Here is a 15,926-nt window from a genome sequence, read left to right as displayed (position 1 = left end):
CTTAATCAATTGACGTCAAAAACAGGAGCGAAAATTATCTCATCGAAAGTTGCTCCATTACAGTTGAGCGAATTTAGTGACTTTCATCAGGATTACCGGGTTTGGGTCGCGTGGATTTATTCTTTCGACGGGAACGTTGGTCTTTGGCAGGAGAGGAGCCAGACTGTGGCTGGTTTTCAGGAGTTTCAGATGTTCCTTCCCCCGATGGTTTCTGTTTTCTGCGACGGAGGTGTGGCTCTGGAGTTTTACTTGGTTTTTGAGAAGAACGCTGCTTTTTCGAATTCGGGACTGATTTTTCCGGCGTTCTTTTTTTACCGGGCACAGCAGATGCAGGCCTGGGAGTTGAACTTTCAGCGGTTTCGGTTTTCTGCTGTGCGACAGCCGTTTTCTGTGACTTGTAGACTTCTTTGAACGGTACCAGCATCTCATCAATAGTCTGCCAGCGATCCTGCGGATAAAGTTCGAGTCCTTTCATGATTGCGTCAGCTAAAATGGGACTGATGCCAGGCAGAAGTTCCTGGATCGGTTTGGGTGGTGAATTGATGTGCTGCAGAACTGCTTCCATTGTCTCTGCTGCCTTCCAGGGAAGGCGTTTGGTGAGCATTTCGTAGCAGGTTACCGCATAGGAAAAGATATCAATTTTCTGGCTGGTCTTCTGTCGCTTAATCAACTCCGGTGCCATGTATGCAGCGGTACCAGTGCGGTTACCAGGTTGTAAAAATGGCGGTGTATTGGGGACGACGAGACCAAAGTCGATTAATTTGAGCTGCTGCTCATTATCGACCATGATATTGCGGGGGCAGATATCACGATGGATCCAGTTTTCTTTGTGGAAATATTGAATGGCTTCGCCGAGTTGGATCATGTATTTCAGGCAATTGGTCCGCATATCCTCGTTTTGTGCTTCAACAAGAAAGCTGAGGCTGTAGCCTTCGATGAACTCCATGACGAGGAACTGCTCACCATCGGTCGTTAATCCATGCTCAAATGTTTTGACGATATGTGGATGCTGAAACTGTACGGCAATGTCGCCTTCTTTCGGTTTATTTAACCCGACGAATCTTGCTTCCAGTTCTTCGGTTTTCTGTTTATGGAGCACTTTGAGTGCGACGGTTCTACCGGTATTGAAATCCCGGGCGCGCCATACCTTAGACATGCTCCCCTGCCCGACGCGACCGATCAGTTCAAAACGTTTCTTGATATTGACGCGTGGCTGGCGGGACTCTTTGGAAAAGAAACGCTTTAAGAAGTTCATGTATTCACCAGCAGGCAAAGAGTGAATTCAGGGCCTGGTTTCTCCCGGGCTCAGAGGAATAGTAACCGGCCTACTCCCAATAGTATATGTGTCTTTGAGGCAATACGCAAAGTACTACCATGCAAAGCTGCCAATAGTACTGTTGCAGAAAGACCTGTATTGTCTATGCTGTTGGTGGTCGTATTTTCTGATCACGAAGAGATCAGGCACAATAGTCGATCAGGCGTGCCAGTTCCGAGCGAAGTTTGGGTCTTGAAATAATTCGGTCGACGAACCCATGTTCGAGCAGAAACTCACTGGTCTGGAAACCTTCCGGCAGGGGCATTTTGATTGTGGCCTCAACAACGCGTGGCCCGGCGAATCCGATCAGTGCTTCTGGTTCCGCAACCACAATGTCCCCCAGCGATGCAAAGCTGGCAGCCACGCCTCCCATGGTGGGATTGGTTAATACAGAGATAAACAACCCACCCTTCTCATGGTATCGGCCGAGTGCAGCAGAAACCTTACCCATCTGCATCAGGGAGAAAATTCCCTCATGCATACGAGCACCACCACCGGAACCACTGATAATAATCAGAGGCAGTTTCAATTCGGTTGCCTGTTCAATGGCCCGTGTGAGCTTTTCGCCCACTACGGACCCCATGCTCCCCATAATGAAAGCAGAGTCGGTAATGCCAAGCACCAGAGGGCGACCACGCATGTAGCCACGGCCTACGATACAGGCGTCTTTCATTCCCGTTTTCTTCTGCTCCAGTATGAGCCGGTCTTTGTAAGTTTTATTTTTATCAGCAAATTCGAGAGGGTCGCCGGCAGTGATATCCGGGAACCATTCCTCAAAACTGTCTGGATCGAGCAGTTGTTGAATGCGGGTATCTGCTGAGATGTAAAAATGGTGATCACATTCCGGGCAGAGCCCCAGTCCCTGTTCGACTTGCTTGCGAAAGACTGTAGCATTACAGGATGTACAACGGAGCCATAAGCCTTCGGGAACACCGCGTTTAGGACGTGAAGAATGGCTTAACCATGAATCGACATTAGATTTCGGAGCAGAACTCATTTTATTTGGCCTCCTCGAACCGCCACTTCTCTGTGTGGTTTCCTTGACCTTGGGGGGAATCCTTCTTTTCAGTTTGATCGTCAGAACTTACCTGTTTTGAATCACTTTTTTTGGGAGGTGATTCAAGAATTTCGAACATTTCATTCTGGCAAAATTTTCCATTGTGCTCAAAAGAAATTTTCTCTTTATTCTCATTTCGTAACAGACAGGAAATGATAGTCGCCAGAGGCTCAGACGCCACGATCGCAAAGTTCTGTTTCTTTTTCAGGTACTTCTGTAGTGTTTTTTGGACGCGTTTCACCGCTTCGGAGGCCAGTTCTCCCTCCGGTGGGCAAACGGTTTCTGGTGATTCAGACCATTGTTTCAGCAGTTTCGGGTATTTTCGGCGAACTTCCTCATATTCCAACCCCTGCCAGAGGCCCTGGTTCAGGTTTTTCAACCCTTCTTTTTCCTTGACCGGAATTCCCAGGTTTTCCCCCAGCTGTTCAGCAGTCGACAAGGCCGGTTCTGAAGAGGATGTAATAATTGTTTCGATCCCGGAGTTTTCGATCTGCGCAGTGAGATTTTTGACCTGTTCTTCCCCTTGTGCGTTTAGAGGGAGGTCGAGTGTACCTTGTATTCGTTCATCTTTATCAAAATCTGTACAACCAGGTCGTATCAGTACCACCGTTGGCATTATTATATATCTCTTTTAAGTTGAGGAAGCTGTCTGGCTTCCGGCTTTGGCAGCCAGTTCACTGACAGCTGTAGAATAGTCGGCCTGATCGAAGATCGCACTTCCAACAACAAAATAATTAGCGCCTGCGCCGGCCGTTTCGGCAATCGTATCCAAGGCAATGCCGCCATCGACTGACAGAATCGTGTCGGCGGAGATCATTGATTTCAGTTGTTTAATTTTCTGGATGCTCGATTCAATAAAAGATTGTCCGCCAAACCCGGGTTCCACGCTCATCACGAGCACCATTCCGCATTGGTCCAGGTAGGGCTCGACAGCTTTCAGGGGCGTTTGGGGGCTGATAGCTAATCCTGGGAGCACCCCTGATTGATTCAGATGTTTCAATATTTCGGACGGATTTGCCACCGCTTCAATATGGATGGTGATGGAATCACAGCCGGCTTTGATATAGTCGTCGATATATTTTTCCGGATGGCTGATCATCAAATGCGCATCAAAGGCCAGACTGGTCAATGAGCGGACTCGTTCAATCAACATAGCTCCATAGGAGAGATTGGGAACAAAATGTCCGTCCATGACATCCCAGTGGAGTACATGAGCCCCAGCTGCTTCCAGCAGCTCGATTTCCCGATGCAGATTCCCGAAGTCACACTTTAGCATTGAGGGTGCGATCACGGGAGAGTTCGAATTCAATTTATGCTTAAGTTCAGAGTTAGTCATAGATTCCAGAAATAATATACGATCGAATGTCAAAAACAAGTACCTGAGTGATTATCCAGACCGTCTGCTGCATTTTCTCATGTACTCAAATCTTTTGGTCTCGGATCGAAGTAGTGAGGATTTAACTGGATGCGGCCTGGAGTCAGTATGTTGAATTCATCATCAGTTAAATAGTGAGACTGGCGTTCGTTGTAAGCGTCACATTTTGACAATCTGACTGAGCAGAGTCTAGTCGAAAGTTAAATCAAGTGTTCGTGCGTATCGATTTCCGGTTCGAAAAACAGCCGAGATGGATCTCATCTCGGCTGAATTTTCAGGACTAAATCAAGGCTTGTGTTAGGCAAGCTCTGATATAGCTTATAGTTGTGCCAGTCGGGCAATCATGTCCGCGGTCCGGTTTGAATAACCATATTCGTTATCGTACCAGCTTAGGACCTTCAGCATATTTCCCCCGATAACAGTCGTCCAGCTGGCATCAAAGATGGAGCTGTGGGTATTGCCTACGATATCGCTGGAAACGATGGGATCAGTGTTATACTCAAGAATGCCCTTCATCGGTCCGTCTGCAGCCGCTTTCATGACGGCATTGACTTCATCGACTGTCACGTCTTTGCTGAGAGTCACCACCAGGTCAGTGATACTGCCTACTGGTACGGGAACGCGAAGACTCAGGCCGGTTAACTTGCCATTCAGTTCTGGCAGGACCAGGCCTACAGCTTTAGCAGCACCTGTTGTTGTCGGAATGATATTCAAAGCAGCAGCTCGTGCCCGTAGCGGGTCTGAGTGCAACTGGTCTGAAACACGCTGATCGTTGGTGTAAGCGTGCACGGTGGTCATTAAGCCGTGTTCAATTCCAAAGTTTTCATGAAGAACCTTGGCCATGGGAGCCAGGCAGTTTGTAGTACAACTGGCGTTTGAAACACAGATGTGTTCAGAAGTCAGCTGGTCATCATTGACACCGAAAACAACAGTCATGTCGGGTGTATCTTTTGCCGGTGCAGAAATGACAACCTTACGAGCCCCTGCAGTCAGGTGGCTGTCATAACCTGGTTTTCCGTCTGCTTCACGGTTTGTGAAGAAACCGGTAGATTCCAGAGCTACTTCAACTCCCAGTTCTTTCCAGGGAAGATCACGGGGGTCACGTTCAGCACAGACCCGCACTTTTTTTCCATTGACGATCAAGTCAGTTCCATCAACTTCAACAGTTCCGGGGAATCGACCCTGGACACTATCGTATTTTAATAACCATGCCAGTTTTTTAGGATCACCAAGGTCGTTGATGGCTACCACTTCGAATTCTTCGGGACGAGCAGCGAGTGCTCTGAATGTAATACGTCCAATACGCCCAAAACCATTGATACCAACCTTTACCGCAGCCACAGGACTTACTCCTTCGTTTAATGAACTATTAGATGTGTATATTTGACGGCAGAGGTCATGGAGAACGATTCCAATAAACTCCTCTGTCCGCTGTCGGGTAACTTTTAGTCGCGGTGGATTGTAATAGTCTCTGGACAGCCACACAACCGAACGCAGACTCTGCTTTGATTTCTTAATAATTCAACAATATTAAGTATGTCCTGTCTCGTTAATCTGTTGTACATCCAATGGGAGTAATCACTCAAATTGAAGCTGTGGTTACTGTGCGTCTGTGATTATCTCGACCTAAATTTAATGGGGAATTTCCCTCACTTCCACTTCTATGAATAACAGGAGGTCAAGGGGCTTAAGCAGAAATGACGATAGTGCTTAAGGGGAGATCATGTACTATTGGGGGGATTATGTGGACAAAGCTTGTATAAAAGCTTGTTGATAAGATCTTGCTGGTATTAGTTTTAGCTCTCCACGCCTAAGTCTTATTTACACTTCAATTACGTTCCCTAATCACCAGGACGGGCTGATGGACGATATTCTGCAGGAGTTTTTAGCAGAAAGCTGGGAGAATTTAGGTCAATTAGACTCGGAGATCGTAGAGCTTGAGAAAGATCCCCAGAATGCTGAGCTGATCGCCAGTATCTTTCGCACGATTCATACTATTAAAGGGACCTGTGGTTTTCTGGGTCTCACCAATCTCGGAGCAGTCGCTCATTCCGCTGAAAATGTTCTGGGAAAGATGCGCGAGCGTATGCTCGAAGTGTCTCCGGGAGCAATCTCACTGGTACTGGAGGCAATCGACCGGATTAAAGAGCTGTTACAGGGGCTGGAAGCAACCGGTGAAGAACCGAAAACGGACCATTCGACCTTAACTCTGATGTTAGATGATCTAGCCAACCTGGCAACTGGTCCTCTCGAGTCACCATCAGGGCAGGCTCCCCCCGCTACTCCTGAATCAGGGGAAGTCGAAGGAAACACTGCCGAAGCTCAGGTTGATGAAGCACCTCTCGACGATCAAGGTCAGGCTGACATTAATGATTCCGCACCAGCGACAATCGCTGAAACTCAGCCTGAAGTTCTGCCAGAGTCAGTGGATCCCCTGACTCCCGCTGCAACTGGAGCAGAAGAGGCAGTTCGCTCTACCAAAGTGAGTGTGGCAGACCTGTCTATCCGCGTGAATGTGAATGTGGTTGACAGCCTGATGAACCTGGTTGGTGAACTGGTTCTGACTCGCAATCAGTTATTACAACTTGCACGGGGGGATGAGGAATCCAAATACGCCGCTCCCATTACTCATTTAAATCGCGTGACGACTGATCTGCAAGAAGGTGTAATGAAGACGCGCATGCAGCCGATCGGGAATGCCTGGAACAAGCTTCCCCGCCTGGTACGTGATTTATCCCAAGTGACCAGTAAACATATCGAACTGGTAATGACTGGTGCCGAAACAGAGCTGGACCGAACCGTACTGGATGCCATTAAAGATCCCCTGACTCACATGGTGAGAAACTCGGCCGATCATGGTATTGAGACGCCTGAAGTCCGAAAAGCAGCCGGTAAATCGGAGTCGGGAACGATTCATTTAAATGCCTACCACGAAGGCGGCCATGTGATCATCGAGATTCAGGATGATGGTGCCGGAATCAGCCGTGAACGTGTTTTGAGGAAGGCAATTTCTCAGGGGCTGATCAAAGAGGTCGATGCACCTCATGTCACTGACAGTCATGTGTTTTCCATGATTTTTCAGGCAGGATTTTCAACAGCGGAGCAGGTCAGTTCCATCTCTGGACGCGGCGTTGGCATGGATGTCGTACGCACACAGATTGAAAAAATCGGGGGAACCGTCGATCTCGCTTCCAAAATGGGAAAAGGGACGACCGTCAGGATTAAAATACCATTGACCTTGGCGATTATCTCTGCACTGGTACTGGAGAGCGGCTCTCAGCCTTTCGCAATCCCGCAACTGGGAGTGGTGGAACTGGTTCGACTTTCTACAGAAGACTGCAAAAAAATTGAAACGATTCACAATAAGAAGGTATTTCGTCTGCGAGATCGCCTGCTGCCTCTTGTGCATCTGAATGAAGTGCTGCAACTGGAAGAGAAGCCCCCAGAAGATGACGATCTGCAGGACACGAATATCGTAGTGGTTCAGGTGGGGGAAGATCAGTTTGGACTGATTGTTTCCCGGATCTTTGATACCGAAGAAATCGTAGTTAAGCCGGTGGGCCGACTGTTGAAGAATATTGGCCTTTACCAGGGGACAACAATTCTGGGAGATGGCCGTGTTGTGATGATTCTCGATGTGGGTGGAATATTCAATCAGTGTGGTGGGAGTTCAGCTCATTCTCAATCGGTAGCGGAAGAAACAGTAACTAATTCTGATCAGGACACCATCAGTATGCTTCTGTTTGGTGTGAAAGAGAACGAGACAATGGCTGTTCCGCTGTCACTGGTCGCACGTCTGGAAGAATTTCCGCTGGATAGCATTGAATTGAACGGTGACCGCAAGGTTGTTCAATATCGCGACAATCTGTTGCCACTGCTTTCTGTTGAGGGGGCTGGTTACGGTGGTGGAGAACCCGTGGATCCGCAACCCGTCATCGTCTTTTCCGAAAATAATCGTTCGATGGGACTGATGGTCAATGAGATCAAAGACATTATTGATGAACAGCTTGTGATCCGGATGCAGTCTGACAGGTCTGGTGTACTGGGGACTGCGATTATAGGCAAGAATGCGATCGATGTCATTGATACGCAATACTATGTAACACGCTCAACGCCAAACTGGTTTGGTAGAGTTGAAGATAAAAAATCGTTTCGAGTGTTAGTCGTTGATGATTCGATGTTCTTCAGGCAACTGGTGACAACTTCATTGGAAACGGAAGGTTATTCCGTGGTGACCTGTGAGAGTTGCGTCTCTGCTGTAGAACTGCTGGAGAAAGATTCCAGATACCATGCTGTCATAACAGATCTGGAATTGCCGATGATGGATGGCTTTGAGTTCTGTGCATGGCTGAAATCAAACGAGAACACTCAGGATGTGAATGTCATTGCTTTGACATCAGCAAACAGTTCAGCAGACCAGGCCAAGGCCCGGGAAGCTGGTTTTGATGAGTTTCTGGTCAAATTTAATTCGCATGAATTGATTTCCTGCCTGGATGAGTCTTTTGCACGGTTGAAATATAAAACAGGAGTTAATGCATGAGCATCGCAGTCACAGATTCAGGAAGCGGAATGGAGTCGCAGTTAGATTATTCGAGCCAGTATGTCTCGTTTCGTGTCGATGGTCAGCTACTGGGCATGCCGGTCAATATGGTTCAGGAAGTGTTGACAGAACAGATGATTTCACCGACCCCCCTGGCGCGTGCAGAGATCAAAGGTCTGTTGAATCTGCGCGGTCAGATCGTGACAGCCGTGAGCTTACGGAAGCGTCTGGGGCTGCCTGATCTGGAAGATGACCGATCAATGAATGTCGTTACGCGTGTGGGTGAAGAGTCCTTCAGTCTGCTGGTTGATGAAGTGGGTGATGTGATCAATGTGTCAGGTCGATCCATGGAGCCGGTGCCACGAACTTTGGATCCACACTGGCGGACGGTGACCATCGGTGTGTTTCAACTGGATGAAGGATTGTTTGTCATTCTGGATGTGGAAACAATTTTAAATTTTGAGTGATATTTTATTTCTTTCTGCTGTCTGAATAAGGGCCTTGCCTGTGGATCTCAATGTCACTGCCTTGCGAGAATCGTTCGAACTGGTTGCACCACGTGCAGACCAGTTGGCAGAACGATTTTATGAAAAGCTGTTCGAAGATTACCCCGATCTGCTGCGCTATTTCACGCATACCGATTTTTCAGAACAGCGGGGGAAACTGATTCAGGCGCTGGTTCTGGTTTTGAAATCACTCGAAAACCCCCCTGCCCTGACCAAAGTATTACATCAACTGGGAAAAGAACATGGCGAAATGGGCATCCAGGAGGATGACTACCCGCCAGTTACGGATACTCTGCTCAGAGTGCTGGCAGAGTTTGCTGAAGATCAATGGAGTGAAGAGCTGGAAGAGGCCTGGCGTCAGGCTCTCGAAGCAGTTTCTAAAACGATGATTGAAGGTGCCAAAGACTCAAGTCGCGCAAAACAGCTTCAATCAACGGCAGTATCAGGCTCAGTGGGAGCCGGCTTTGAAGAAGTGGATTCCCAGGTGGAAGACCAACTGATTTCAGAGAAAGATGACCAAACCAATTCAGAACTACCTTTACGATCTGAAGCACAGATCAACCATCCGAAGGAGAAGAGTATTATGTCGATTGATTCAGTACAGAATACGGGACAGAGCGCGGCTACTGAACAGTCGCAGGATACAGATCAGTTTTATGGTATTGTGGAACACAGTCCGCAATCCATTCTGTTTCTGAACCCGGAAGGAACAGTAACCTATGCGAATCGTAAAGGTCAGGAACTCATTCAGGAACTGAGCAGTGAACTGGGGGTGAGCCCACAGCAACTGGTCGGTGGTTCGATCAGCCAGCTGTTTATGAAACTGCCAGAACTGAAGTCCGCGCTATCGGGATTAACCGGTGAGAAGTCGATCACGGCTCCCCTGGGAGATCGCTCGCTGAAAATCAGTTTGAATCAGCTTGCTTCTGCAGGAACGATCCTGACCTGGGAAGATATCACTGAGCAGGTGAAGCTGGAAGAAGCAAACTGTGATTATTCGGGACAGCTGGGAGCCCTCAGTGATGCCCAGGCGGTCATCGAATTTAAAATGGATGGCACGATTATTACTGCCAACCATAATTTCTGTGCAACACTTGGCTATACACTGGAAGAAATTCAGGGGCAGCATCACAGGATGTTTGTCGAACCAGAATACCAGATCAGTAATGAATACAAAGAATTCTGGGATAAACTAAATGCAGGACTGAACCAGGTTGCTGAATACAAGCGGATCGGCAAGGGAGGCAAAGAAGTTTGGATTTCTGCTTCCTATAATCCTATCCGTGATAAATCTGGCAAGCTGTTTAAAGTCGTCAAATATGCATCTGACATTACCCAGAAAAAACAAGCGGAAAACGATATGGTCCGCATTCAGAACATGATGGATAATATTCCAATCAATGTTCTGCTCGCAAACAAAGACTTCGAAATGGTCTACATGAATCCTGCTTCTTACAAGCAGTTGAAAGAGCTTGAGCACCTGCTACCCAAACCGGTAGACCAGTTGATTGGTTCGAGTATTGACATTTTCCATAAGAATCCGGAAATGCAGCGACGGATGCTGGCGGATCCCTCAAATCTGCCACACCGTGCCAAAATCAAAGTGGGAGATGAAACTCTGGACCTGCTGGCTACAGCAATTACGGACCGGGAAGGCAATTATATTGGTCCGATGGTTTCCTGGTCTGTGGTATCAGAGCAGGTCAGAATGGCAGATGATTTTGAGACTGAAATACAGGCCATTGTCGGTGTCGTGACTTCTTCTGCTACCGAGATGCAGGCCAGTTCCAAGAGTCTGTCAGATATGTCGGATGAAACGGCACGACAGTCTCAAGTGGTCGCCGCGGCCAGTGAAGAGGCAACTCGAAATGTTGAGACCGTATCTTCTGCTGCAGAAGAATTGAGTGCCTCAATCAGCGAAATCTCACGCCACGTACAAGAGCAGTCTCACATGACATCTCAGGCTGTGGGAGAAGCAGATCGTACCAATGATACCATCAAGCAGCTGGGTGATGCCAGCAGCGAAATCGGTCAGGTTGTGAAGGTAATTACTTCCATCGCTCAGCAGACAAACCTGCTGGCTTTGAATGCGACGATCGAAGCAGCCCGTGCCGGAGAAGCCGGTAAAGGATTTGCTGTGGTTGCGAATGAAGTAAAAGAACTGGCACGCCAGACTGCTCGTGCTACGGAAGAGATCAGTGAAAAGATTGCTGCCATCCAGGGATCAACCAATATCGCTGTTTCCGCCATCGGCTCGATTGGAGAGAGCATCCGTAAGATTGATGAAATTTCAACGACTATCGCCAGTGCTGTTGAAGAGCAGACTGCTGCCACCAATGAAATTTCACGTAACGTAGCAGAAGCAGCTCGTGGGACCGCCGAGGTGACTAATAACATCTCTGGTGTTTCTCAGGCAGCAGCTGACAGTGGTACAGCTTCCAATGACATGCTGGCTGCTGCTCAAGGTTTGACACAGGAATCTGTGAAGCTGGATGAGGCTGCTGTGGCATTCCTGAAACGGATGCGAGCCATTTAATCCGCAAAGCCTGATCTTATAGAGGCTTATATAATAAGAATCGTCATTTCCGCCAGGGTAGACAAGTGTTTTAAAACATCGGTTTAGCCTGGCGGTTTTTTTATGGATACGCTGAGAACTGAGGTATATCGCTCAAAGTAACGGAAATTTCAGGAATTTGTGCTTTGTTCGCGTCACATCATTAAATGTGTCCTAGACTTCCTGCAGACAGTTTAATTTCACGTCAGGGACAGAACAAGTTCTGTATTCACGTTCAGTTTACTCTGAGTCTGGCGTTAACTTAATAACATCGAGCTATTTTTAACAGGCTGGGAGACCGGTGAAATGAAGACAATATTACTAGTAGACGATTCCCGCGCAGTCAGACTGGTGGGACGACGAATCATGGGGACGTTCGGATTGAACGTTCTGGAAGCAGAGGATGGCAAGCAGGCTCTGGAGGTCGCTCGTGCGAATCCGGAACTGGATGCGGTTCTGCTCGACTGGAATATGCCAATCATGGATGGGATGGAATTTCTGAAGGCATTACGGGCTGAAGTACGTGAAAAGCAGCCGATCGTGGTGATGTGCACAACAGAAAACGATATGCCTCAAATCGTACAGGCCATGCAGGCCGGTGCAAATGAGTATATAATGAAACCGTTTACCGAAGACATTGTTCGGGACAAACTGGAAGAAACAGGTGTATTGTGAGCCATTCGATCATCAAGGTACTGCTGGTCGATGACTCAGCTGTGATACGGGGCTTGATGACACAGGCGATTAATCTGGATGCGGAAGTGAAGGTAGTTGGCTCTGCGATGCATGGTCAGTCTGCGCTCACCTGGCTCAAGACAAATCGGGCTGATGTTGTGGTTCTGGATGTGGAGATGCCCGTCATGGATGGGATCTCATGTCTGAAACAGTTGAAGCAGAATTATCCGGAACTTCCGGTAATCATGGCCAGTTCTCTGACCCGTGCAGGAGCAGAGGTCACACTTCAGGCGCTGGATCTGGGAGCAGCAGGCTGCATTCCAAAGCCAGTAGCCACCAATGCAGCAGCAGCGATCGAGCAAGTTGCCCGAGATCTGTTGCCTCTTATCAAAGCGCTGGTGAATAAAAAAAGTTCAGGCCAGTCGGATTACTCTTCTTATCAGTCATCAGTCGTTACACGACCGACTAAAACACCGATGGTAATGGTGGTTGGTTCGAGTACTGGTGGTCCGAATGCACTCAAAACCATGTTGACTGCATTACCAGAGAAATTCTCTTTGCCGATTCTGATTGCCCAGCACATGCCACCTTTATTTACAAGGACCCTGGCTGAGCACATCGAACGGGAAACAAAACGTCCTACCTCTGAAGCCAGGGATGGAGCGTTGATTGAACGAGGCCATATTTATATTGCACCGGGTGATTTTCATATGGTGATTGATAAACAGGATGACCGGATGATAATCCGTCTCAATCAGGATGCCCAGGAACATTTTTGCCGTCCTTCAGTGAATCCCTTGTACGCTTCTGCCGCCAAATGGTATGGCAGTTCCGTCCTGGCAGTCATGCTGACCGGTATGGGTGATGATGGTATCGAAGGAGCGGAATCAATCAGTGAGCGTAAAGGTTATATTATCGCACAAGACGAGCAGAGTAGTGTTGTCTGGGGAATGCCTGGCGCGATTGCCAAGGCAGGACTGGCCAGCCAGGTCTTACCTCTCAGGAATATAGCCCCTGAGCTGGCCCGACTTTGTTCTTTATAGAAAGTGGTGATCTCGTGTCTCCAGAAGATTATAAGTACATAACCAATTTTTTATTGGAAACCACAGGTCTTTCTCTCGGTGAGAATAAAGAGTATCTGTTGGAAGCCCGCCTGGTTCCTCTGGCACAAACTCACGGGATGAATGGGATCCAAGATCTCGTTTTGAGTTTGAAATCAAAAATAGATCGGAGTCTGGAAATGGAAGTCATGGAAGCCATGACGACCAATGAATCGTCATTCTTCCGTGACCGCCGTCCATTCGATGAACTCAAGGCAAACGTATTACAAGAGCTCATCGACGAGCGAAAGATGACCCGGAAGCTGCGAATCTGGTGTTCTGCCTGCTCTCAAGGTCAGGAACCATACAGTATCATGATGCTGTTACGTGAGAATTATCCGGAACTGAATGACTGGAATATTCAAATCATTTCGACGGATTTATGTAAAAAAGCGCTGGAGAGGGCCAGCGAAGGGGTCTATTCACAATTTGAGGTCCAGCGTGGCCTGCCCGTGCAGTTGCTGATGAAATATTTTGATCAATGCGAGCAGGGTTGGAAAATCAAGCCTGAGCTGGGAGCCGGAATTCAATGGAAACATTTGAATTTACTGGAAGATTTCAGACATCTGGGAATGTTCGATATCGTGTTCTGCCGCAATGTCCTGATTTATTTCAAACCGGAGTTGAAAAAAGACATTCTGAACCGTATCAGCAGCCAGTTGAATTCCAGCGGCACTCTGTTACTGGGGGCTGCTGAAACTGTACTGGGGATTTCAGACAAATTCACTAAACAGATTGGATGTCAATCTGCTATTTACAAGTTAGCCGGAAATTCTGTATCAAATCCGATTGCTTGATAACAGGCTCCCCTGTTGGGAACGTCTGTAAGCGAAAAAAACAATATTCAGAACCCGTTAGATCAATACCAAGTCGGATTGTTTTATCGGGTTTCTGTCTTTTCAGAGTGCGAAATTACGAAAAAAGAAGAGAGAAGTATTACAGGGAATGGGGCATTTGACTTCTCAAGGCAGAGATCAAAAGCTGTCTTTCCTCAATCCTGTAAATATGTTATGACTTATCGGACGGTAGACTGCTGCTCTCCACCATTGATTTCAACCAGATTTTTTCATCGATTTCGCACAGGGAAGTGCAAAGTGAATCGTCTTGCATTATTTGAAGACCGTTCTGCATTACAGTTTACCCCCATTGCTTTGATGAGGCCGGTATTTGAACTGCTGTGTGGGCAGTTTACTGCGCGAGAACGGATGTTGAAATCATTGTCTGTGGAAGAATGGGGCGTTTTGATTCGCCCTGCTCTGACAGAAGTTTATGCAGAGGAGTTTCCTCAATCAAGAATCAATGATGCCATCTGGCTCAGCGAAGCACCCACACTGTTAATCAATGGTCGCTGGCTACCTGCAGCCCATGAAATTCCTCGCCTTGCGGATGTCACCGCAGAGACTGTCGGGATGATCGGTGAGACCGTTGCTTACCTGCTGCTGGAACCGGAAGAAGCGACGCTGTTGACCACTGATGCCTGGGATGATGCGATTATGAAAATTGCATCGACCAGAAAACCGGTTGCAGTCGCAGGAACAGAACTGAATTATCCATGGGATCTGGTCAATCATAACCGACAACAGCTTCTAGACGACTTCGCATTATCTACTTCCACAAGCCCGTTAACAGTCGATTCCCGAGATCTTACTATTGTGGGGCCCGCGGAGTTAATCAGAGTCGATGAAAGCGCCGAGATTGATCCCTTCGTGGTGCTAGACACCCGGCAGGGACCGATTGTGATTGACCGGGATGTCAAGGTTCAGGCGTTTACACGCATCGAAGGGCCTGCCTATATTGGACCGGGCACACAGCTGTTTCGGGCAAATGTGAAAGCGGGTACGACCGCAGGCCCACACTGTCGGCTGGGCGGAGAAATTGAGGAATCAATACTTCACGGCTATGCGAACAAATATCACGACGGGTTTCTGGGGCACTCATATATCTGTCCCTGGGTCAATCTTGGGGCACAGACCAGTAACAGCGATTTGAAAAACGATTATTCTCATGTCAAAGTGCCTCTGGCGGGAATGCCCATTGATACGCATGCCGTCAAGATCGGGTGTTTTATCGGCGATCATACCAAGACTGCTCTCAACAGCCTGTTCAATACTGGTTCGTCAGTCGGTGTGATGTCGATGGTTCTCCCGGTAGGTGAGTTGCTGCCAAAGCATATTCCTTCTTTTTCGCGTTTCTGGCTGGGGCGGATTGACAGTCAGGTCGACATTGCTGATCTGTTTGATCTGGCTGATACTTCCATGCGTCGTCGAGGCCTTTCATTGACTGCCGCCCAGCGTCTGTTACTGGTTTCACTGCTGGAAGAAACCGTCGAGGAACGTGAATCTGCGATTCACTGGTGGGATCAGAAACGAGGAACCTCACCTGCCGCCAGCCCTCAACTATCAATCGAGAGTCGTTGAGTCTCAAGGCTGTAAATTCGAATGATGAAGCTGGAACAGGCGAACTCACAGCTGATTTGTGTTGTCATAATGGCGGGGAATACTCGTGCGAAAGCTTCGCGGGAAACTTGAGGAAAATCCTGGCCGGGAAGGCGATTTCGTAAGAATTATCATCTTGATGTAAGATTGTCGCAAATTGATGACAGTTTTTTACCGGTCAAAACAGTGATTGTGAATTTTACCATCGCTGGTGATGTGCAAGCTTCAATCACAGCAGGCATTTAAGCAGGTTTGTCTGGTCAGACGGATTTTTCGGGCAGTTTGGTACAGTCCTTGCGATTCTCTTAACTCGTCAGGCTTTTCCAGGGGTGAAAAGCTCCAGCTTCTTGAGCCGCCGGGTTTGAGACT

12 protein-coding genes are annotated in these 15,926 nt (G+C 47.9%); 7 read left to right on the top strand and 5 right to left on the bottom strand.

What is annotated here, in order from left to right; all coding sequences use genetic code 11:
• Positions 1–73 precede the first annotated feature (73 nt).
• From ACN0YH_RS05120 to gap, 5 genes are all read right to left on the bottom strand, one after another.
• The gene (locus ACN0YH_RS05120) at positions 74–1,255 is read right to left on the bottom strand and encodes a protein kinase domain-containing protein (protein ID WP_417378483.1); all 1,182 of its coding nucleotides are present in this window, start codon (positions 1,253–1,255) and stop codon (positions 74–76) included.
• 202 nt (positions 1,256–1,457) lie between these two features.
• Positions 1,458–2,312, bottom strand: coding sequence for an acetyl-CoA carboxylase, carboxyltransferase subunit beta (gene accD / locus ACN0YH_RS05115; protein WP_417378482.1), 855 nt, complete (start codon positions 2,310–2,312; stop codon positions 1,458–1,460).
• 1 nt (position 2,313) lies between these two features.
• Positions 2,314–2,988: a histidine phosphatase family protein gene (locus ACN0YH_RS05110; RefSeq protein WP_417378481.1), complete on the bottom strand. Its 675-nt coding sequence runs from the start codon at positions 2,986–2,988 to the stop codon at positions 2,314–2,316.
• A gap of 15 nt (positions 2,989–3,003) precedes the next feature.
• The gene (rpe, locus tag ACN0YH_RS05105; RefSeq protein ID WP_417378480.1) at positions 3,004–3,708 is read right to left on the bottom strand and encodes a ribulose-phosphate 3-epimerase; all 705 of its coding nucleotides are present in this window, start codon (positions 3,706–3,708) and stop codon (positions 3,004–3,006) included.
• A gap of 357 nt (positions 3,709–4,065) precedes the next feature.
• The gene (gap, locus tag ACN0YH_RS05100) at positions 4,066–5,088 is read right to left on the bottom strand and encodes a type I glyceraldehyde-3-phosphate dehydrogenase (protein ID WP_417378479.1); all 1,023 of its coding nucleotides are present in this window, start codon (positions 5,086–5,088) and stop codon (positions 4,066–4,068) included.
• Positions 5,089–5,608: 520 nt separating this feature from the next.
• Between gap and ACN0YH_RS05095 the strand changes: the two genes are divergently transcribed.
• The 7 genes from ACN0YH_RS05095 to ACN0YH_RS05065 all read left to right on the top strand — a co-directional run bounded on the left by ACN0YH_RS05095 (position 5,609) and on the right by ACN0YH_RS05065 (position 15,539).
• Positions 5,609–8,287: a chemotaxis protein CheW gene (locus ACN0YH_RS05095; protein WP_417378478.1), complete on the top strand. Its 2,679-nt coding sequence runs from the start codon at positions 5,609–5,611 to the stop codon at positions 8,285–8,287.
• Between the two features lie 29 nt (positions 8,288–8,316).
• Positions 8,317–8,754 (top strand): chemotaxis protein CheW, encoded by a 438-nt coding sequence (locus tag ACN0YH_RS05090; protein ID WP_417378477.1) that lies wholly within the window; start codon positions 8,317–8,319, stop codon positions 8,752–8,754.
• Between the two features lie 40 nt (positions 8,755–8,794).
• Positions 8,795–11,329 carry a methyl-accepting chemotaxis protein gene (locus ACN0YH_RS05085; RefSeq protein ID WP_417378927.1) on the top strand — a complete coding sequence of 845 codons (2,535 nt, stop codon included), beginning with the start codon at positions 8,795–8,797 and terminating at the stop codon, positions 11,327–11,329.
• Positions 11,330–11,653: 324 nt separating this feature from the next.
• The gene (locus ACN0YH_RS05080; protein ID WP_417378476.1) at positions 11,654–12,022 is read left to right on the top strand and encodes a response regulator; all 369 of its coding nucleotides are present in this window, start codon (positions 11,654–11,656) and stop codon (positions 12,020–12,022) included.
• The gene (locus ACN0YH_RS05075; protein WP_417378475.1) at positions 12,019–13,065 is read left to right on the top strand and encodes a protein-glutamate methylesterase/protein-glutamine glutaminase; all 1,047 of its coding nucleotides are present in this window, start codon (positions 12,019–12,021) and stop codon (positions 13,063–13,065) included. Before ACN0YH_RS05080 ends, ACN0YH_RS05075 begins: the two co-directional genes overlap by 4 nt.
• 14 nt (positions 13,066–13,079) lie before the next feature.
• On the top strand, positions 13,080–13,919 hold the full coding sequence (locus ACN0YH_RS05070; protein ID WP_417378474.1) for a CheR family methyltransferase: 840 nt from the start codon (positions 13,080–13,082) through the stop codon (positions 13,917–13,919).
• A 297-nt stretch (positions 13,920–14,216) separates the two neighbouring features.
• Positions 14,217–15,539 carry a putative sugar nucleotidyl transferase gene (locus ACN0YH_RS05065; RefSeq protein WP_417378473.1) on the top strand — a complete coding sequence of 441 codons (1,323 nt, stop codon included), beginning with the start codon at positions 14,217–14,219 and terminating at the stop codon, positions 15,537–15,539.
• Positions 15,540–15,926: the final 387 nt, after the last annotated feature.

Origin of the sequence: Gimesia sp., assembly GCF_048262075.1 — a bacterium.
Lineage (GTDB): Bacteria > Planctomycetota > Planctomycetia > Planctomycetales > Planctomycetaceae > Gimesia.
This window is presented reverse-complemented; position numbering and strand designations above follow the sequence as displayed.

Coding starts and splice junctions, on each gene's coding strand:
- rpe (WP_417378480.1), bottom strand. CDS start 3,708: ATGACTAACTCTGAACTTAAGCATAAATTGAATTCGAACTCTCCCGTG.
- ACN0YH_RS05120 (WP_417378483.1), bottom strand. CDS start 1,255: ATGAACTTCTTAAAGCGTTTCTTTTCCAAAGAGTCCCGCCAGCCACGC.
- ACN0YH_RS05090 (WP_417378477.1), top strand. CDS start 8,317: ATGGAGTCGCAGTTAGATTATTCGAGCCAGTATGTCTCGTTTCGTGTC.
- ACN0YH_RS05110 (WP_417378481.1), bottom strand. CDS start 2,988: ATGCCAACGGTGGTACTGATACGACCTGGTTGTACAGATTTTGATAAA.
- accD (WP_417378482.1), bottom strand. CDS start 2,312: ATGAGTTCTGCTCCGAAATCTAATGTCGATTCATGGTTAAGCCATTCT.
- ACN0YH_RS05095 (WP_417378478.1), top strand. CDS start 5,609: ATGGACGATATTCTGCAGGAGTTTTTAGCAGAAAGCTGGGAGAATTTA.
- ACN0YH_RS05080 (WP_417378476.1), top strand. CDS start 11,654: ATGAAGACAATATTACTAGTAGACGATTCCCGCGCAGTCAGACTGGTG.